The following is a 17,490-nucleotide window of genomic DNA, read 5'->3' on the forward strand; positions in this document are numbered from 1 at the left end:
ATCAGTTTCCGTGGAGCCATTTGTCGACAACAGCGGCCAGATCGGCCTCGACGCGCGTGCCTTCGGGCAAGCCGCCTTTCTCTAGGGTACGCATGCCTTTGCCGGTCTGGACCAACCAGGGGGCACAACCGGCTTGGCTGGCCGCTTGCAGATCGCGCAAGGAATCGCCCACCGAGGGTACGGTTTGCAGGTTCACTTCATAGCGATGTGCAATGTCGCGAAACATGCCGGGGGCCGGTTTGCGACAGGTGCAGCCATCATCCGGGCCGTGCGGGCAAATAAAGATGGCGTCGATAAAGCCACCCAGCAAGGCCAGTTCACGGCGCATCTTGGCATGGATGGCATTGAGCGTGGTCATGGAAAACAAACCACGCGCCAGACCGGACTGGTTGGTGGCAATGACCACCTTCCAGCCGTTTTCGGTCAGGCGAGCCAAGGCCTCCAGACTGCCTGGGATAGCCTCCCACTCTTGTGGGCTTTTGATAAAGGCATCGCTGTCATGGTTGATGACACCGTCCCGATCAATGATGGCAAGTTTCACTAGTTAGCCAGCCTGGAAAGATCCGCAACCTGGTTCATCAGTGCATGCAGCTTGGCCAGCAAGGCCAGGCGATTGGCACGGATGGCAGGGTCTTCGGCCATGACCATGACGTCCTGGAAGAAGTTGTCCACGGCACCACGGGCCTGGGCCAGCGTGGCCAGGGAAGCGTCAAATTCACCGGCTTCAAACTGGGCCTGGGCAACGGGCTGCAATTCCTGAATCTTGGCAGCCAGCTCACGCTCGGCGGGCTCGACCAGCAGTTGGTCGTCCAGTGTTGCCAGTTCGCCTTCGGCTTTCTTGAGCAGATTGCTGACGCGCTTGTTGGCGGCAGCCAGGCTCTCGGCTTCAGGGCGTTGGGCAAAAGAGGCGCAAGCCTGAATGCGGGCGTGAACCTGTTCCAGCGGTGGACGCAGGGCCAGCACGGCATCGACCACGCTGCGCTCGTAATCGTTGCTGAGCTGATTGCGGTAGCGCTCGTAGATGAAGGTCTGAACCGCATCGACCGTGTCATCGGCCAGAACCCCGTCCTTGAAGAAGGAGGCGGTGGTGTTCAGCAGCGTATCCAGATTCAGGCTGTTGGCCTTCAACTGAGCACCGGCTTGCAGCTGTTCGTAGGCGCTGATCAGGCCCAATGCGGCACGGCGCAGGGCGTAAGGGTCGCGCTCGCCAGTTGGAGCCAGACCAATGCCCCAGATACCGACCAGTACTTCGGCACGCTCGGCCAGGAACAGAATGGCCTGGGTCAGGCTGGCAGCCGTGACAGGCTGGTCCAGACGGTGACGGTATTGCTCGCGAATAGCCAGCACGATGTCCTCGGGCTCGCCATCGCCTTGGGCGTAGTAAGCGCCCATCACGCCTTGCAGCTCGGGGAACTCGCCCACCATATTGGAGTTCAAGTCCGCCTTGGCCAGCAAAGCGGCACGACGGGCGTGCTCTTCATTCGCGCCCAGTTGCTTGGCAATGTAGCCAGCCACGGATTGCAGACGCTCGATGCGGTCCAGCTGCGAACCCAGCTTGTTGTGGTACACGCTGCCAGCCAGCGTAGGCACACGCTCGGCCAGAGTTTGCTTGCGATCGGTTTCAAAGAAGAACTGGGCGTCCGCCAGACGGGGGCGCACTACGCGCTCGTTACCTTTGATGATGTTGCTGGGATCCTTCATGTCCATATTGCTGACGATCAGGAAGCGATTGGTCAGCTTTTCTGTGGCGGAGTCAAACAGCGGGAAATACTTTTGATTTAGACGCATGGTCAGAATCAGGCACTCGGATGGTACTTCCAGGAATTGCTCGTCAAATCTGCCCTCGTATATAGCTGGGTACTCGACTAAGGCTGTTACTTCATCTAATAAGGCCTCTACTTCGGAGTCGTCTCCATTGCTTAGCGAAGCATCGTAGAAGCGGGCCAAGCTTGTCAGCTGCACTCTGATTTCATTACGGCGTTCTTCGAACGATGGAAGTACTCTACCTTGATCCCTAAGCTGTGCGGCCCAGCTGTCGGCATCATGGATGTCGAAGGGGGCATCGCACATGAAGCGGTGGCCGTGTGTCAGGCGACCGGCTTGCAGGCCCAGGGCGCTGACGGGAACGACGTCCGAACCCCACAAGGCGACCAGACCGTGCGCAGGACGCACAAAGCGCACGCTGCTGACACCGTCGGCCAATTGATAGCGCATCACTTTAGGGATGGGTAGGTGGGTAATGGACCATTCCAGGGCTTCTTGCAGACCGTCTTTCAGGGCGGCGCCGGTGGCAATGCCGCTGGCGTACAGGTAATCCTGCTTGCCATCGGACTCGCGCAGCAGGTCGCTGGCCTTCAGATGTTCCAGACCTTTGGCGGCCAGGCGCTTGGCCAGGGCCGGAGCGATCTCGCCATTGGCATCCAGGCCAATATGGGCGGGCATCAGCTTTTCGGTATAGGGCTGGTCTTCAGCTTGCTGGTAAGCGGCGCTGAACCAGGCGGCCAGACGGCGGGGTGTGGCATAGGCACGCACTTCGCAGTTCGGGGCCAGCAGGGCTTGTTCGCCCAATACTTTTTGCAGACCTTCGCTAAAGGCCTGACCCAGCTGTTGCAGCGCTTTGGGGGGCAGTTCTTCGGTGAACAGTTCAATCAGCAAAGGCTGTGTCGTGGAGGCGTTCATTACTTGGCCTCCGAGGATGTGTTGCTCAGCATGGGGAAACCTAGGCGTTCGCGGGAGTCGTAGTAAGCCTGTGCGACAGCGCGGGACAGATTGCGGATACGGCCAATGTAGGCAGCGCGCTCGGTCACACTGATGGCGCCGCGGGCATCCAGCATATTGAAGGTATGGGCGGCTTTCAGCGTTTGCTCGTAAGCAGGCAGGGCCAGCGGCACGTCAATGATGCGCTTGGCTTCGGCTTCGTAGTCGTTGAAATGCGCAAACAGCATTTCAGTGCTGGCGTGCTCGAAGTTGTAGGTGGATTGCTCCACTTCGTTCTGGTGGAACACGTCGCGGTAGTAAATGCGCTGGCCGTTATGACCTTCGGTCCAGACCAGATCGTAGACGCTTTCCACGCCTTGCAAGTACATGGCCAGACGTTCCAGACCATAGGTAATTTCGCCCGTGGTAGGGGTACAGTCCAGACCGCCTACTTGCTGGAAGTAGGTGAACTGGGTGACTTCCATACCGTTGAGCCAGACTTCCCAGCCTAGACCCCAGGCGCCCAGTGTCGGGTTTTCCCAGTCGTCTTCAACAAAACGGATGTCGTGCGCTTTGGGGTTGATGCCCAAGGCTTCCAGCGAGCCGATATACAAGTCCAGAATGTTTTCAGGTGCGGGCTTGAGCACGACCTGAAACTGGTAGTAGTGTTGCAGGCGGTTGGGGTTGTCCCCGTAACGCCCGTCTTTGGGGCGGCGCGAAGGCTGCACATAGGCAGCGCGCCACGGTTCAGGGCCGATGGCCCGCAAAAAGGTTGCCGTATGAGAGGTTCCGGCACCGACTTCCATATCGTAGGGCTGAAGCAGAGCGCATCCGTGCTTGTCCCAGTATTGCTGGAGCGTAAGTATGATTTGCTGAAAGGTGAGCATGAGCAATGGCCAGTAAAGCGAGAATCTGCAAAATTTTTCTATTTTAGCGTGAACTGCGCCCTTGCAGCAGAAAAGCGCCCGCAATGGGCTATTTTGGCCGTCCGGGCCATGGGCAAGGCCGCTGTGTACCGGGCGGTCAAGTTGTTTTTAGACGTATCATATGCGTTTGTCCAAATACTGCTTATTTGCTGACCTGATCTTGAAACAGAATCTCGGGCGGCAGTCTAAAGGAGGCTAGGTCCATGAGTGAACTTGTCACGCTTGAACGTATCGGCAAGGTGTTGTTGATTACTTTGAACCGTCCCGAGGCACGCAATGCCATCAACCTGGAAACCGCGCAGGCGCTGGCCCAGGCTCTGGATGAGTTCGATGCCGACCCCAGCATTGCCGTAGGCGTGCTGACAGGGGCCAACAATACCTTCTGCGCCGGTATGGATTTGAAAGCCTTTGCCAAGACTGGCCAGCGCCCCTATGTAGGCGACCGCGGTTTCGCTGGTATTTGCGAGCGCCCGCCCGCCAAGCCATTGATTGCCGCCGTGGAAGGCTACTGCCTGGCCGGTGGTTTTGAAATTGCCCTGTCCTGCGACCTGATTGTTGCGGCCGACAGCGCCAACTTTGGCCTGCCTGAAGTGAAACGCGGCATTGTCCCCGGATCGGGCGGCATGGTGCGCTTGCCTAGCCGTATTCCTTACCACATGGCCATGGAAATGGTGCTGACCGGTGGTATGTACCCTGCAGCCCGCATGGCCGAACTGGGTCTGGTCAGCCGTTTGGCCGAACCCGGCAAAACTACCGAGCAGGCGCTGGCACTGGCCGAGCAGATCGCCGCCAACGGTCCTTTGGCCGTGCAAACCGCCAAGAGCATTATTTCCCAGTCGCGCGACTGGCGTCAGTCGGATCTGTTCGATCTGCAGCGCCCCCGTATCGCCGGCATTTTTACCTCTGCAGACGCCAAGGAAGGCGCGACGGCTTTTGCCGAGAAGCGCGAGCCTGTCTGGCAGGGCAAATAGTTTCCCCTTGTTCATCCCGTTTTTTATATAGACGCCACCATGACCACGATCAAAGAAGACGATCTGATTCAGTCCATCGCTGATGCGGTGCAGTTCATCAGTTACTACCATCCCACCGACTATCTGGAACATCTGGCCCGCGCTTATGAGCGCGAACAGAACCCGGCGGCCAAAGATGCCATCGCCCAGATCCTGACCAACTCGCGCATGTGTGCCGAGGGCCATCGCCCCATCTGTCAGGACACCGGGGTGGTGAACGTATTCCTGAAAGTGGGCATGGGTGTGCGCTTTGATACCAAGCGTTCCTTGCAGGAGCTCTGTGACGAGGGGGTGCGTCGCGGTTATCTGAATCCGGATAATCCACTGCGTGCCTCCATCCTGAACGACCCCTTGTTCACCCGTAAAAACACGCGCGATAACACACCCTGTATTGTGAATGTGGAACTGGTCGCTGGGGATCAGGTTCACATTCAAGTGGCCGCCAAGGGCGGTGGTTCGGAAAACAAGAGCAAGTTCGTGATGCTCAACCCCAGCGATTCTCTGGTGGACTGGGTGCTCAAGACGGTTCCTACGATGGGCGCTGGCTGGTGTCCTCCGGGCATGCTGGGTATTGGCGTGGGCGGTACGGCTGAAAAAGCCATGCTGATGGCCAAGGAAGCCCTGATGGAAGACATCGATATGTACGAGTTGCTGCAACGCGGCCCGCAAAGCAAGCTGGAAGAGCTGCGTATCGAGCTGTACGAGAAGGTCAATGCTCTGGGTATTGGCGCTCAAGGGCTGGGCGGTTTGACGACCGTGCTGGACGTGAAGATCAACACCTTCCCGACTCACGCGGCGTCCAAGCCTGTGGCCATGATCCCCAACTGTGCGGCAACCCGTCACGTACATTTCTCGCTGGACGGCAACGGCCCCGCCGAGCTGGCACCTCCGCCGCTGTCGGCCTGGCCTGACATTCACTGGGCACCGGACTACAACAAGTCCCGCCAAGTGAACCTGGACGAGCTGACTCCTGAAGAAGTGGCTTCCTGGACGCCAGGTCAGACCTTGCTGCTGTCGGGCAAGATGTTGACTGGCCGTGACGCCGCTCACAAGCGTATTCAGGACATGCTGGAAAAGGGCGAGTCCCTGCCTGTGGACTTCACCAACCGCGTGATTTACTACGTAGGCCCGGTTGATCCTGTGCGTGACGAGGCTGTTGGTCCAGCAGGCCCAACCACCGCCACTCGCATGGACAAGTTCACCGAGATGATGCTGGCCAAAACCGGTTTGATCTCCATGATCGGCAAGGCCGAGCGTGGCCCAACCGCGATTGAAGCGATTCGTGCTCACAAATCGGCTTACCTGATGGCTGTGGGCGGTTCCGCGTACCTGGTTTCCAAGGCCATTCGCAATGCGAAAGTGGTGGCTTTCGAGGACCTGGGTATGGAAGCCATTTACGAGTTCGAAGTTCAGGACATGCCCGTGACCGTGGCTGTGGACTCGCAAGGCGTGTCCGTGCACAACACTGGCCCTGCCGAGTGGCGCAAGCGTATCGCAGAGATCTCTTTGGTCGCTGTGTAAGACGTGAAACGGGAAGCTTGGGCTTCCCGGCGCTATCGATACAAAACCCGCCTGAGTGTTTCTGGTCTGCTTGTAATAACAGCGTCAGCACAACATTCAATGCGGGTTTTTTTATGTCTGTCGTTTGTATGAGCTTTGCTTGGCTGCCTGAATGTTCTGGTTTTAGGAGAGGTTCATTACCGCTATAGATGCCAGGGCCGTATATTTCTGGTGGCTCAAGAGGTCGCGTAAAAAAGAATTCGATCTGTTGATCTGCCTGCCGTTAGAAGCAGATGATCCCAGACCCGCTCTTTGCCTGGGTACTGGCTTTTTCAGCATCGCCCGTTCAGGACTTGATCAGCAAGCCGCGCAGTAATAAATCCAGTGCAGCCAGCCCTTTTACCAAGCGGGCATCCCCATCCTCTCCCTGCGCAATCCAGAAGGCGGCTTCGGCCAGACTGCCGTAAATCAGGGAAGCCAGGGCGTGGGGATCTGCCTGTTCAATCCGACCTTGATCCATCAGTGCCTGAATCAAGCCTTCCATGGAACCCACGCAATACTGATGCGATTCGGGTGATGCGCCCCCCAGTACGGCCTTGGCATCACACAAGACAATGCGCTGCATTTCCGGTTCCAGCGCCATTTCCAGATAGGTATGGCAGCGGCGTACAAACCCGTCCCAGGCGTCCTCGGCATTGTTTGAAATAGCCTGCAGGCGCTCGTCCATTTCTGCATCGATCTGGTCGACCACCGCCGCCAGCAAACCCTTTTTGTCACCGAAATGATGGTAGAGCGCACCACGTGTCAGGCCCGCTTGCGCCGTCAACTCGTCCATGGATGTGTCGGCATAGCCACGTTCCGCAAAGAACGTGCGAGCGGTGGCCAGCAGCGTGGCGCGGGTTTCTTCCATCTCGGCGCGGGTACGGCGTGCCATAGTTTCTCCTTACATACGAGCTGAATGTATATTTACATGCGTAGCGTATGTATATATCATTTTAAACATACGCCTTGTATGTATTGTCGACGCATCACCGTGTCGTGGCAAGCGGGCGCTCACGGAGAATGTAATGGCTCAGCCTTATCGAGAACTTTTTGCCGCGCCTGGCACACGGGGATTCGCCCTGGCCGGGCTGCTGGCCCGGATTCCGCTGCCCATGATAGGGATAGGAATCATCACCATGCTGTCGCAACTGCGGGGCAGCTATGCCTTGGCGGGGGCGGTTTCCGCCTCCTTTGTATTGAGCTATGCGCTGCTATCGCCACAAGTGTCCCGTTGGGTGGACCGGCGTGGGCAAAGCCGTGTTCTGCCGCTAGCAACAGCCATTAGTGTTCTGGGCTTGTTGCTCTTGTTGGGGGCGACATGGTGGCAAGCGCCTGACTGGACCTTGTTTGCAGGCGCGGTGCTGGCCGGTTTCATGCCTAGCATGTCGGCCATGGTGCGTGCTCGCTGGACGGCGATTTATCGTGGGCAGGATCGCTTGCAAACAGCGTATTCGCTGGAAACCGTGCTGGATGAAGTCACCTTTATTGCCGGGCCGCCTTTGTCGGTGGGTTTGGCGGTCCTGGTGTTTCCACAAGCCGGTGTGCTGGCTGCCGCGCTACTGCTGATTGCCGGTGTGTCGGCTCTGTTGTTGCAAAAGGGGACTGAGCCGCCGATCCAAGCGCAGGAGCAGGGCAGCCGCCCTTCGGTCCTGCGTCTGAATAGTGTGCGTTTGCTGGCATTGCTGATGGTCGCCATGGGCGTGATCGTGGGCACCGTGGATATTGTCAGCGTGGCCTTTGCACAGCAAATGGGGCAGCCGGGGGCGGCCAGCCTGGTGCTGTCGGCTTACGCCCTGGGTTCTTGCGCAGCAGGTCTGGTGTTTGGTGGTTTGAAGCTGAACATCCCTTTGCATCGCCTGCTGCTGTTGGGCGGTTTGGCTACCGCCGCTACGACCTTGCCTTTATTGCTGGTGGCCAGCGTGGCACAGCTGGCAGGGGCGGTTTTGCTGGCTGGTCTGTTTTTCGCCCCCACCATGATTGTGGCCATGTCGCTGGTCGAGCGTGTGGTGCCGGAGCAGCAATTAACCGAGGGCATGACCTGGCTGCTGGCTGGTCTGAATATTGGTGTGGCTATGGGGGCTGCCGCTTCGGGGCGGATGGTGGATCAGGGCGGAGCCAGTTCCGGCTTTATGGTTGCGCTCTATGCCGCTGCCCTGATCGTCTTGCTTGCCTTGTGCAGCTATCAAAGTTTGCGCGCACCCGTAGTAGCCCGCTCCTGCGCTGTCTAGACTTCTTTCTTTGAGCATGTAGCGATGAATACCTCTTCTCTATCCATGACCGGGCAGCCCAGCAAGCGGCAGTCCTGGCTGGCCGTTATCGCCGTTGGCCTAGCCACTTTTTCCGTGGTCACGACGGAAATGCTGCCCGTAGGTTTACTGACTCCTATTGCAGACAGTTTGCAGACTTCCACGGGGACGGCTGCTTTGCTGATTTCCTTGCCTGCCTTGTTGGCAGCCCTGTTTGCGCCTCTGGTGGTGCTGGCCTCTGGTGGCGTGGACAGACGCCGCATTCTGTGCGGTTTGCTGGCCTTGCTGGTGATGGCCAATATAGCCTCCGCCCTGGCTCCCAGCATCGCCTGGATGCTGGCCGCCCGTGTTCTGGTTGGTTTTTGTATGGGAGGCATCTGGGCCATTGCAGGTGGCTTGGCATCCCGTCTGGTTCCGGCTCAGTCTGTAGGTTTGGCAACCTCGATCATCTTCGGTGGGGTTGCCGCCGCTTCTGTGTTGGGCGTGCCACTGGGCGCCTTGATGGGCGAGCTGGCTGGATGGCGCTGCTGAGCGCTTTGGTGTTGATCTTCCATCTGGCCGTGATTCCGCCCCTGTCCGTGTCGCGCTCGACCACATGGCGTCAGTTCGCCGAGCAGTTTGGCAATCGGCAGTTATGGTTTGGTTTGCTCTTGACCCTGATTCTGGTCGCGGGGCATTTCAGCGCATTTACCTTTGTGCGTCCTCTTTTGCTGTCTGTTTCCGGCATAGGTGCTCAATGGATAGGAGCCTTGTTGTTTGCTTATGGAGTGGCCGGGATTGTGGGCAATTTCCTGATCGGGATGTCGGCAGCCAAACGCACTGAAGCCAGCTTGATGGCGATAGCGTTGGGTCTAAGCATCACTGCTTTGCTTTTCTTGACAGTGGGTAGATCACCGCTGAGTGGAGGTGCGATTTTGCTACTTTGGGGCCTGGCGTATGGCGGGGTGTCGGTAGGGCTGATGAGCTGGATGATGAAGGCCGCTGCCAATGCTGTTGAGGTGGCTACGTCGTTGTACGTGGCTGTGTTCAATATCGGCATAGCGCTTGGCTCCTGGCTGGGCGGGCAGACTGTGGATGCCTACGGTTTAAGCGCGAATCTGGGGTTGGCTGGAGCCGGATCGTTTGTTGTGTTTTTGCTGCTTTTCGGAACAATTTTGCATCAAAAAAAATGAGCAGAAAAAACGGGGCCGGACTGATTTTTCCGGGTTTGCCAGGGCGCAAGCGCGGGTTATTGCTTATTGGAGTCTTGGAGGAGCGCTGCGACGATGTCTGTCAGAACTCCTTGAAATATTCTGTACATCGTTATGTTGTACGGTATAGGGATGCTTTCTGGCTGACCTCCCTTATGGGCACACAACGTCGGTATGGGTGGTCTTAATTAAGGGCCTTGTATGACGCAACTTCAGCGCTCCATCACTATTCCGCAGCTCAACCCCACAATCTGGAACACTCTTGAGCTCGTGCGCTTACGCCAAACCCCCTGGCACAAGAAACAAGCAGTTTTTGAACAATTACAGTCGCTGGGATTAGTCCAAGCCATCCCGCAAACGACGCAGACTCCTTCCCCTTTCCCCGCTCCCCTGATAGCCATGTTGACCGAAGAAGGGCGGCAATTGCTGGAAGCTCGATCCAATCATCAAGAGGCCTTGATCAAGCTTTTGGACGCGTGATCCTTTAGCTTGAGCTGGTTTGCCTGGCTTGTCCTTTGCCGGACAGGCCAGGCCGCTTGCCCTCTTTGAACGTTTTCTGGATAAGTGACGCCTTGAGCGAAAACTGTATAATGCTGTTTTTATATACAGTATTTCGATCATGGAGCTATCGCGCAAACTCGAAATTCTGGCCGACGCGGCAAAGTACGATGCCTCTTGCGCCAGCAGTGCCGCGCCCAAACGGGATTCCCGTGGGCGTACGGGTCTTGGGGCCAGTACGGGGGCCGGCATCTGTCATAGCTTTACGCCTGACGGGCGCTGCGTATCGCTGCTCAAAATACTGCTGACCAATTTTTGTCAGTATGACTGCCTGTATTGCGTGAACCGGCGCTCCAGCAACGTGCCACGCGCGCGTTTTCGGCCTGCCGAAGTGGTTGATCTGACGCTGGATTTTTATCGGCGTAACTATATAGATGGTCTGTTTCTGAGCTCGGGCATCATACGAAGTTCGGACTACACCATGGAGAGCCTGGTCGAGGTGGCGCGCTCCTTGCGCGAAGATCACCATTTTCGCGGCTATATCCACCTTAAAACCATTCCTGATGCAGATCCCCAGCTGATTACGTTGGCTGGTCTTTATGCAGACCGCCTCAGCGTCAACATCGAGCTTCCCACAGACGCTGGCCTGAGCCGTCTTGCGCCCGAGAAAAGTGGGCATACGATCAAGCGCGCCATGGGCGTCATTCGTCTGTCCCAGGAACAGGCTCAGGAGGAGAAGCGGCCTAAAGTGCCTGCCGGGCAAAGTACACAAATGATTGTCGGTGCGGATGCAGCGGATGACCGCAATATCTTGCAAACGGCGCAGACCTTGTACGGAGCCTACAAGCTCAAGCGGGTGTATTACTCGGCATTCAGCCCCATCCCGGACAGTTCGTCGGCGCTGCCAGCCCAGCCGCCGCCGCTCTTGCGGGAGCATCGTCTTTATCAGGCCGATTTCCTGCTGCGCAGCTACGGTTTCCGGGCCGAGGAGCTGTTTCAGGATAAGGGCGATTTACCCTTGGATATTGATCCCAAGCTGTCTTGGGCCTTGTCCAATCGAGCGGTTTTTCCGGTAGATCTGAATAGGGCGCCCGAGCGTCTGATTGCGCGTGTTCCGGGTATAGGCATACGCAATGCCAAGCGCCTGGTCGAGCTTCGTCAGATGCGGGCGATCCGATATCAGGACTTGATCCGTTTGCGTTGTTCCATCAAAACATTGCAGCCGTTTGTAGTGGTCCAGGATTACCGTCCCGGCCTTGCTGAGGCTGCGTCAGACAAGCTGCGACGCATGCTCTCGAGCAATCCGCAGCAACTGAGCTTGCTATGAATCCCCCTTGTGTGACGACCTTGCTTCTTTCTGGCAGCAGGAGCCAACAGTCATGATGACTCTGATGGTGAACGGCGGTTATCTGGCCTGGCGCGAGCAGGCATTACGCGCTTTGGCCGAGGGCTGGTCGCCGGAGGAGCTTTGTTGGGCAGAAGCAAGCCCGGCTTCGGGGCGGCAAGGGCAGCAAATCGGGCTGGAGTATGAAGCACTCCATACGCCGCTTTCCCCGCCTGTTTCCTTGCAAGAGCCCCAGGCGCAGCAGCCCGTTTCCAGTGTGTCTGTGCGTATTTCCAAAGGGCTGGCTGCCTTGCTGCAGGATGCGGCCTTGTGTCGTGCGCCGGCGCGTTGGGCTTTACTTTACCGTGTCCTGTGGCGCTGGCATCAAGGTGACCGCAGTGTGGAGTCTGTAGCAGACGAAGATGGTGCCCGTCTGTACGAGATGGCCAAAGCGGTACGCAAGGAAAAACACGACATGATGGCTTATGTACGGTTCCGCCATTGTGGCAAGGGCATGCAGCCCGAGTACTGGGCCTGGTTTGAACCCGAGCATGATGTGCTGGAGTGGATTGCAGACTATTTCTCCAAACGCATGGGGGGCACGTCGTGGTGTATCGCGACGCCGCAAGGGCTTGCACTGTGGGATGGTCAGAATCTGCAGCTGCAGGATGCCCCCGACAATATAGAGGCGTTACGGGCTGGCCCGGCCGATGATCAGGTGGAGGCCTTGTGGCTGCGCTATTACCAAAGCATTTTCAATCCCGCTCGGCTGAATGAAACCGCTCTGCAGCAGAGCATGCCAGTGCGATTCTGGAAAGGCCTGCCCGAAGCCAGCTTGATTCCCGCCATGATTAGCGAGGCCCGTAATGGCGCCCGGCGAGTGGGGCAGTTTAGTGCGGTAGCCCGGATGCCGGGCAAGTCAGTCGCGGTGGAGGCCCACAGCGCACAGCCTTACCGCAGTGAACCGTCTGTACTGGAAGCCTGTCGTCGCTGCGGCCTTTGGGAGCATGCTACGCAAGCAGTGCCGGGAGAAGGCCCGGCAACAGCGCGCATGATGTTGCTGGGCGAGCAACCCGGTGATTACGAGGATTTGGCAGGGCGTGTCTTTGTCGGTCCTGCAGGGCGGGTTCTGGATCAGGCTTTGCAGCGTGCCGGTATTGAACGCAATGCGCTGTATCTGAGCAATGCCGTCAAGCATTTCAAATGGAAAGGGCGAGGCAAGCAGCGTTTGCATGTCAGCCCCTCTCAAGCCGAAGTGCAGGCATGTCGGCACTGGTTACAAGAAGAGCTGGCGCGTCTTGAACCTGCTGTCATCGTCACCTTGGGAGCGACGGCCTTATCTGCTTTGCTGGGAACCCAAGTGCCGCTTGCTCAGTATTTGGCCAAGCCGTTTCTTTTAGGGCAGACGTGGGTAATTGCAGCTTGGCATCCTTCGTATGCGCTGCGTGTGGACTCTGCGGCCCGCCGCGAGGAAATTGTCAGCAGTATTACCCAGGTCTTGCAAATGGGATGGCGGCTGGCAACAGGCTTCGCTACGGACGCAGGCCTGGCCGCAGGTATCAACTGAGCTGCTTGATTTCCTGATCTTGCACGTTGATCAGTAACTCCCTGATGTGGCCTTGGGCCAGTTCAAGTTCAGGAGCCAGATCAGCCAGCGGTACCAGCACAAAAGCACGTTCATGCATGCGGGGGTGGGGTACGATTAGCCGCTCCGTGTTGATCTGCTCTTGCCCGTAAAGCAGCAAGTCCAGATCCAGGGTACGGGGGGCATTACGGTACAGGCGCGTGCGGCCGTGCTCTTGCTCGATGTGTTGCAGACGGTCCAGCAAGGTCTCGGGAGCCAGGGTGCAGGTGAAGCGAACGACTGTATTGACGTAATCCGGGCCACTGGAATCGACGGGAGCCGTGCTGTAGAAATGGGCCAGCGTCAGATCCTGGATGCCAGCAGTAGCGGCCAGTTCAGCCGCTGCTGTTTCCAGGGTTTGTCGTGCTTCGCCCAGATTCGCGCCCATGGCGACGAAAACGGTGGTGCTGCCTGGAATCACGATTCGCTTCCACCCGTTGCGTTGCTGCGCTTGGCGTTGGAGCGACGGCGGCGGGTACGGCGCTGACCGCTGCGCGAGCCGGTAGCGGCAGTGCCAGCAGGTTTGCGCACGGCAATCATATTGCTGCGTTCTTCGTCACCAGCATCGGCCAGATCCATCCACCACTGCGCCTGCACGCTATCCACCTCTTTGGCTTCGGCGCGTAGTTGTAAAAAATCCACAGCGGCACGGAAACGAGGTTGTTCCGTCATGCGCCAGATGGCGCGATTGGCGATGCGCTCAAAACGGGGCTGCATGAACCAGATTTCGCGCATATCCGACTGGAAGCGCTTTTGAATCGGCATGATGCGGCTTTGTTTTTCCAGGATCAGGTCGGCGGCTTCCAGCAAGGCCTGCTGGGGATGCATGTCCTGGGCACTGCGTCGTTCCCACTCTTGCTTGACCAGCTTCCAGAGCAGGCAGGCATAGATAAAGCTGGGGCTGACCGATTTGCCAGCACGAACGCGGGTGTCGGTGCGGGCCAGGGCCATATCCAGGAATTCAGAGCCACCGGGCAGGCGTTGAACCGGTTCCACCATGGGCAAGAGCTTGCTGTGCAGACCCAGCGCCTGCAGGCGCTGGATGCAGTCCATGGCATGGCCGCAGTTCAGCAGCTTGAGTGTTTCGTCAGCCAGACGGGACTCGGGTACGTTCTCGATCAGACGCGACAAGGAACGAATGGGCGCATCCGTTGCCGGTTCAATGGTGGCATCCAGCTTGGAGGCAAAGCGCACGGCACGCAGCATGCGCACCGGGTCTTCGCGATAGCGGGTTTCCGCATCACCAATAATGCGTACCTGACGGTCTTTCAGATCGGCTACCCCGTTGTGGTAGTCGATGACGGTTTCAGTCAGGGGATCGTAGTACAGCGCGTTCAGTGTGAAGTCGCGGCGTGCGGCATCGTCTTCGATGGTGCCGTACTCATTATCGCGCAGGATGCGGCCATGTTCGTCCGTTTGCTTGCCGCTATCATCGGCCCGGAAAGTCGAGGTTTCGATGATTTCCTGGCCAAACACCACGTGAACCAGGCGGAAGCGGCGGCCAATGATGCGGGCACGACGGAACAGGGGGCGGATTTGCTCGGGTGTGGCGTTGGTCGCCACGTCAAAGTCCTTGGGCTCCAGGCCCACCAGCAAATCGCGCACTGCGCCGCCCACGACATAGGCTTGATAGCCTTCGTGGTTCAGGACCTCGCACACTTTGATGGCATGACGCGAGACCAGACGCCGGTCTATGCCATGTTCTTCTCGTGTGTAGCGGCGCGGCCCTTTGGGACGCGCGCTTTTGGCTGGTTTGAGCAGCCGGTCGACAAATGTTTTTATTGTTCGCTTGAGCATGCGTCTGATTTTACGATTTGCTGTCCATCATGTCAGCGAACAAATCGATGACGACCCAATTACGTTCGGTGGCCACGGCACGCAGCTTGTCGCTGGGGTTGGTTGCCACGGGGTCGGTCACCACTTCCATCAGGGGCAGATCGTTGGGCGAATCGCTGTAAAACCAGCTGCGCTCGAAGTCGGCCAAAGTTTTGCCCATGGTTTGCAGCCACTGTTCTACACGGGTGATCTTGCCAGCCTGAAAGCTGGGCACGCCGCTGATCTTGCCGGTGTAGCGGCCGTCTTTCATTTCGGGGGTGGTCGCGATCAGGTGGTCTACGCCCAATGCCGCAGCAATGGGGCGTGTCACAAATTCGTTGGTAGCGGTCACGATTGCCACCAGATGGCCTTGGTCCTGATGCTGGGCCAATAGTTCGCGTGCAGCGGGGCTGATCGAGGGCAGGATCACGGCCTGCATGAATTCGTCCTGCCAGGCCAGCAACTCTTCCTGGCTGGCATTGGTGAGCAGGCCCAACATGAATTCGGCCGATTCCTCGGCCGTCAGCAATCCCTGGTTATAGCGTTCCATCAGGTCTTCATTCAGACGAATGGCTTCAGCGGGGTCACCGACGCGGCCGGTACGGGCCAGGAAGTCAGCCCACTGGTAATCGCTATCTAAAGGAAGCAGAGTGTGGTCCAGATCAAACAGGGCAATAAAAGAAGAAGCAGTCATGACTCAACTAGAAGATTGGGTCTGGCTGTTGGCCAGAAGTTCTTTGAGCAGGGGTAAAGTGATGGGGCGTTTCTTTACCAGTGAATAATTGTCCAGCGCATCGATCAGTGCGCTCAAGCGGTTCATATCGCGATCGTAGTGAGTCAGTATCCAGCTGAGCACTTCCGCTTGCAGCTGCAGACCGCGGGCAGCGGCTCGCTGTTGCATGGCTTCGGCCCGATGGGCGTCCGACAGGTATTCCAGCCTGAATACCAGGTCCCAGCCCAGGCGTGTGCGCAAGTCCTCGCGCACGGACATGGTTTTGGGAGCCCGGTCGCCGGAGACCAGCAGCGTGAAGGCGTCTGGCCGGGTGGCCGACTCGCGCCAGCGATTGTACAGTGCAAATACGGCAGCCTGTCCGTGCTCGTCAAAACGTTCGATATCGTCGATGGCCAAGAGGCTGGGAGGGGCTTTGTCATCGGTAGCGATGTCAAAGATGGGCTGGGAGGGTGTATCTGAACTAAAATAGCGGCTGTCGTCTTGACTGGCCATCGCCCGCAGCAGATGTGTTCGACCTGCGCCGGGCGGTCCCCACAGGTAAACCGCGCGTCCTGGACTGCATTGACGCAGAGCCTGCAACGCAGCCTGATTCGCTCCGGCAACAAAGTTGTCCAAAGAGGCAGGCGGTGCTGGAGATATATCCAGAATCAGTTGCTCGGTCATGTGTCGTACAATTTCGTCCAACTCGCAATTTTCACATATCCCACGGCTTTTCCCATGAAAAACACTACTTCTGTTTCCTTGACCTACCGCGATGCAGGCGTGGATATCGACGCGGGCGATGCCCTGGTCGATCGTATTAAACCACTGGCTGCCAAAACCATGCGTGCAGGCGTCATGGCTGGAATCGGAGGCTTTGGCGCTTTGTTTGAAGTGCCTACCCACCTTAAAGAGCCCGTTCTGGTGTCCGGCACCGACGGTGTTGGTACCAAACTACGCCTGGCATTTGACTGGCAGCGCCACGACACTGTGGGTATAGACCTGGTGGCCATGAGTGTCAACGACATTCTAGTCCAGGGCGCAGAACCCTTGTACTTTCTGGATTACTTTGCCTGCGGCAAGCTGTCGGTCGACACGGCAGCTCAAGTAGTTGGCGGCATTGCCAAGGGTTGTGAACTGTCCGCTTGTGCCCTGATCGGTGGTGAAACGGCAGAGATGCCCGGCATGTACCCCGAAGGCGAGTACGACCTGGCCGGTTTTGCAGTGGGAGCGGTAGAAAAATCGCGCATTATCGATGGCAAGTCCATTGTTCCTGGTGACGTGGTTCTGGGTCTGGCTTCCAGCGGTGCCCACTCCAACGGTTACTCCCTGATTCGCAAGATTCTCAAGCACGCCAACGCCAAGCCTACCGACGAGCTTGATGGCCGTCCTTTGGCTGACGTGGTCATGGAACCCACCCGCATCTACGTGAAATCCGTGCTGGCTGCCTTGGCTGCCCACGGTGCGGACATCAAGGGCCTGGCTCACATCACGGGTGGCGGCTTGCTGGAAAACGTGCCACGCATTCTGCAAAAGCACCTGACTGCCCGTCTGAAGCGCGATTCCTGGACCATGCCTGCCTTGTTCCAGTGGTTGCAAAGCAACGGTAACGTGGCCGACGAAGAAATGTACCGTGTGTTCAACTGCGGTATCGGTATGATCATCATTGTTCCTGCTGACAAGGCAGACGCCATCAGCGCCACTTTGTCCGAGCAAGGCGAAACCGTCTACCAATTGGGCGAAATCCTGGAGCGTCAGGAAGGTCAGGCACAGACCGAAGTGGTCTAAAAACCTCTGATCTTTCCGTCAGTAAAAAAGCCAGCTCATCAAGCTGGCTTTTTTTATTCCTGCATCCTGCTTTGAATTGCCCTGTATTACCGCATCGAATCTGATGTATTTGTTTTTC

The 17,490-nt window shown here is 57.7% G+C and carries 18 protein-coding genes; 10 read left to right on the top strand and 8 right to left on the bottom strand.

Annotation, left to right across the window (positions count from 1 at the left end; translation table 11 throughout):
• Nucleotide 1: 1 nt before the first annotated feature.
• Genes gmhB through glyQ form a run of 3 tightly spaced genes read right to left on the bottom strand, consistent with a single transcriptional unit; the run spans nucleotide 2 to nucleotide 3,584 of the window.
• A complete protein-coding gene (gene gmhB, locus NBV64_RS04655) occupies nucleotides 2-541 on the bottom strand; it encodes a D-glycero-beta-D-manno-heptose 1,7-bisphosphate 7-phosphatase (RefSeq protein WP_009454972.1) in 540 nt (179 codons plus the stop codon).
• The gene (gene glyS / locus NBV64_RS04660) at nucleotides 541-2,679 is read right to left on the bottom strand and encodes a glycine--tRNA ligase subunit beta (protein WP_250756775.1); all 2,139 of its coding nucleotides are present in this window, start codon (nucleotides 2,677-2,679) and stop codon (nucleotides 541-543) included. Before glyS ends, gmhB begins: the two co-directional genes overlap by 1 nt.
• Nucleotides 2,679-3,584 (bottom strand): glycine--tRNA ligase subunit alpha, encoded by a 906-nt coding sequence (glyQ, locus tag NBV64_RS04665; RefSeq protein WP_189391936.1) that lies wholly within the window; start codon nucleotides 3,582-3,584, stop codon nucleotides 2,679-2,681. The genes glyS and glyQ overlap by 1 nt, the downstream gene beginning before the upstream one ends.
• Between glyQ and NBV64_RS04670 the strand changes: the two genes are divergently transcribed.
• The 3 genes from NBV64_RS04670 to NBV64_RS04680 are packed head-to-tail and all read left to right on the top strand — an operon-like array spanning nucleotide 3,531 to nucleotide 6,154.
• Nucleotides 3,531-3,776, top strand: coding sequence for a hypothetical protein (locus tag NBV64_RS04670; RefSeq protein ID WP_162473396.1), 246 nt, complete (start codon nucleotides 3,531-3,533; stop codon nucleotides 3,774-3,776). The two genes, glyQ and NBV64_RS04670, sit on opposite strands and share 54 nt — an antisense overlap.
• A 50-nt stretch (nucleotides 3,777-3,826) precedes the next feature.
• Entirely contained in the window at nucleotides 3,827-4,594 is a 768-nt protein-coding gene (locus NBV64_RS04675) for a crotonase/enoyl-CoA hydratase family protein (RefSeq protein ID WP_060185623.1), read from the top strand.
• A 39-nt stretch (nucleotides 4,595-4,633) separates the two neighbouring features.
• The gene (locus tag NBV64_RS04680; RefSeq protein WP_022983469.1) at nucleotides 4,634-6,154 is read left to right on the top strand and encodes a fumarate hydratase; all 1,521 of its coding nucleotides are present in this window, start codon (nucleotides 4,634-4,636) and stop codon (nucleotides 6,152-6,154) included.
• A gap of 325 nt (nucleotides 6,155-6,479) precedes the next feature.
• On the opposite strand, the gene NBV64_RS04685 is transcribed toward NBV64_RS04680, so the two are convergent.
• A complete protein-coding gene (locus tag NBV64_RS04685) occupies nucleotides 6,480-7,067 on the bottom strand; it encodes a TetR/AcrR family transcriptional regulator (protein WP_250756776.1) in 588 nt (195 codons plus the stop codon).
• 133 nt (nucleotides 7,068-7,200) lie between these two features.
• On the opposite strand from NBV64_RS04685, the gene NBV64_RS04690 reads away from it, so the two are divergent.
• The 6 genes from NBV64_RS04690 to NBV64_RS04715 all read left to right on the top strand — a co-directional run bounded on the left by NBV64_RS04690 (nucleotide 7,201) and on the right by NBV64_RS04715 (nucleotide 13,000).
• The gene (locus NBV64_RS04690) at nucleotides 7,201-8,403 is read left to right on the top strand and encodes an MFS transporter (protein ID WP_022983470.1); all 1,203 of its coding nucleotides are present in this window, start codon (nucleotides 7,201-7,203) and stop codon (nucleotides 8,401-8,403) included.
• Between the two features lie 24 nt (nucleotides 8,404-8,427).
• Complete coding sequence (locus tag NBV64_RS04695) at nucleotides 8,428-8,952, top strand: MFS transporter (RefSeq protein ID WP_250756777.1); 525 nt, start codon at nucleotides 8,428-8,430, stop codon at nucleotides 8,950-8,952.
• On the top strand, nucleotides 8,940-9,593 hold the full coding sequence (locus NBV64_RS04700; RefSeq protein WP_022983472.1) for an MFS transporter: 654 nt from the start codon (nucleotides 8,940-8,942) through the stop codon (nucleotides 9,591-9,593). Before NBV64_RS04695 ends, NBV64_RS04700 begins: the two co-directional genes overlap by 13 nt.
• Nucleotides 9,594-9,812: 219 nt before the next feature.
• Nucleotides 9,813-10,091, top strand: coding sequence for a hypothetical protein (locus NBV64_RS04705; RefSeq protein WP_022983473.1), 279 nt, complete (start codon nucleotides 9,813-9,815; stop codon nucleotides 10,089-10,091).
• A 139-nt stretch (nucleotides 10,092-10,230) separates the two neighbouring features.
• Nucleotides 10,231-11,436: a putative DNA modification/repair radical SAM protein gene (locus NBV64_RS04710; RefSeq protein WP_009461276.1), complete on the top strand. Its 1,206-nt coding sequence runs from the start codon at nucleotides 10,231-10,233 to the stop codon at nucleotides 11,434-11,436.
• Between the two features lie 52 nt (nucleotides 11,437-11,488).
• A complete protein-coding gene (locus NBV64_RS04715) occupies nucleotides 11,489-13,000 on the top strand; it encodes a UdgX family uracil-DNA binding protein (protein ID WP_250756778.1) in 1,512 nt (503 codons plus the stop codon).
• Here NBV64_RS04715 and folK read toward each other — a convergent pair.
• From folK to hda, 4 genes are read right to left on the bottom strand one after another with little or no spacing between them, the layout of a single operon-like run.
• A complete protein-coding gene (folK, locus tag NBV64_RS04720; protein WP_039942399.1) occupies nucleotides 12,993-13,445 on the bottom strand; it encodes a 2-amino-4-hydroxy-6-hydroxymethyldihydropteridine diphosphokinase in 453 nt (150 codons plus the stop codon). The genes NBV64_RS04715 and folK overlap by 8 nt on opposite strands.
• Nucleotides 13,446-13,474: 29 nt before the next feature.
• Nucleotides 13,475-14,854 carry a polynucleotide adenylyltransferase PcnB gene (gene pcnB, locus NBV64_RS04725; protein ID WP_009461279.1) on the bottom strand — a complete coding sequence of 460 codons (1,380 nt, stop codon included), beginning with the start codon at nucleotides 14,852-14,854 and terminating at the stop codon, nucleotides 13,475-13,477.
• A 10-nt stretch (nucleotides 14,855-14,864) separates the two neighbouring features.
• Nucleotides 14,865-15,566, bottom strand: coding sequence for an HAD family hydrolase (locus tag NBV64_RS04730; RefSeq protein WP_009461280.1), 702 nt, complete (start codon nucleotides 15,564-15,566; stop codon nucleotides 14,865-14,867).
• 3 nt (nucleotides 15,567-15,569) lie between these two features.
• Nucleotides 15,570-16,268 (bottom strand): DnaA regulatory inactivator Hda, encoded by a 699-nt coding sequence (gene hda, locus NBV64_RS04735; RefSeq protein ID WP_022983475.1) that lies wholly within the window; start codon nucleotides 16,266-16,268, stop codon nucleotides 15,570-15,572.
• A gap of 54 nt (nucleotides 16,269-16,322) precedes the next feature.
• Between hda and purM the strand changes: the two genes are divergently transcribed.
• Nucleotides 16,323-17,372, top strand: coding sequence for a phosphoribosylformylglycinamidine cyclo-ligase (purM, locus tag NBV64_RS04740; protein ID WP_022983476.1), 1,050 nt, complete (start codon nucleotides 16,323-16,325; stop codon nucleotides 17,370-17,372).
• The last annotated feature ends 118 nt before the right edge of the window (nucleotides 17,373-17,490 follow it).

Origin of the sequence: Alcaligenes sp. DN25, assembly GCF_023674485.1 — a bacterium.
GTDB lineage: Bacteria > Pseudomonadota > Gammaproteobacteria > Burkholderiales > Burkholderiaceae_B > Alcaligenes > Alcaligenes phenolicus.

What these genes read in the sequence shown, in the direction of transcription:
- glyS (WP_250756775.1), bottom strand. Translation starts at nt 2,679, where the DNA reads ATGAACGCCTCCACGACACAGCCTTTGCTGATTGAACTGTTCACCGAA.
- glyQ (WP_189391936.1), bottom strand. Translation starts at nt 3,584, where the DNA reads ATGCTCACCTTTCAGCAAATCATACTTACGCTCCAGCAATACTGGGAC.
- NBV64_RS04675 (WP_060185623.1), top strand. Translation starts at nt 3,827, where the DNA reads ATGAGTGAACTTGTCACGCTTGAACGTATCGGCAAGGTGTTGTTGATT.
- NBV64_RS04680 (WP_022983469.1), top strand. Translation starts at nt 4,634, where the DNA reads ATGACCACGATCAAAGAAGACGATCTGATTCAGTCCATCGCTGATGCG.
- NBV64_RS04685 (WP_250756776.1), bottom strand. Translation starts at nt 7,067, where the DNA reads ATGGCACGCCGTACCCGCGCCGAGATGGAAGAAACCCGCGCCACGCTG.
- NBV64_RS04690 (WP_022983470.1), top strand. Translation starts at nt 7,201, where the DNA reads ATGGCTCAGCCTTATCGAGAACTTTTTGCCGCGCCTGGCACACGGGGA.
- NBV64_RS04695 (WP_250756777.1), top strand. Translation starts at nt 8,428, where the DNA reads ATGAATACCTCTTCTCTATCCATGACCGGGCAGCCCAGCAAGCGGCAG.
- NBV64_RS04700 (WP_022983472.1), top strand. Translation starts at nt 8,940, where the DNA reads ATGGCGCTGCTGAGCGCTTTGGTGTTGATCTTCCATCTGGCCGTGATT.
- NBV64_RS04705 (WP_022983473.1), top strand. Translation starts at nt 9,813, where the DNA reads ATGACGCAACTTCAGCGCTCCATCACTATTCCGCAGCTCAACCCCACA.
- NBV64_RS04710 (WP_009461276.1), top strand. Translation starts at nt 10,231, where the DNA reads ATGGAGCTATCGCGCAAACTCGAAATTCTGGCCGACGCGGCAAAGTAC.
- NBV64_RS04715 (WP_250756778.1), top strand. Translation starts at nt 11,489, where the DNA reads ATGATGACTCTGATGGTGAACGGCGGTTATCTGGCCTGGCGCGAGCAG.
- folK (WP_039942399.1), bottom strand. Translation starts at nt 13,445, where the DNA reads ATGGGCGCGAATCTGGGCGAAGCACGACAAACCCTGGAAACAGCAGCG.
- pcnB (WP_009461279.1), bottom strand. Translation starts at nt 14,854, where the DNA reads ATGCTCAAGCGAACAATAAAAACATTTGTCGACCGGCTGCTCAAACCA.
- NBV64_RS04730 (WP_009461280.1), bottom strand. Translation starts at nt 15,566, where the DNA reads ATGACTGCTTCTTCTTTTATTGCCCTGTTTGATCTGGACCACACTCTG.
- hda (WP_022983475.1), bottom strand. Translation starts at nt 16,268, where the DNA reads ATGACCGAGCAACTGATTCTGGATATATCTCCAGCACCGCCTGCCTCT.
- purM (WP_022983476.1), top strand. Translation starts at nt 16,323, where the DNA reads ATGAAAAACACTACTTCTGTTTCCTTGACCTACCGCGATGCAGGCGTG.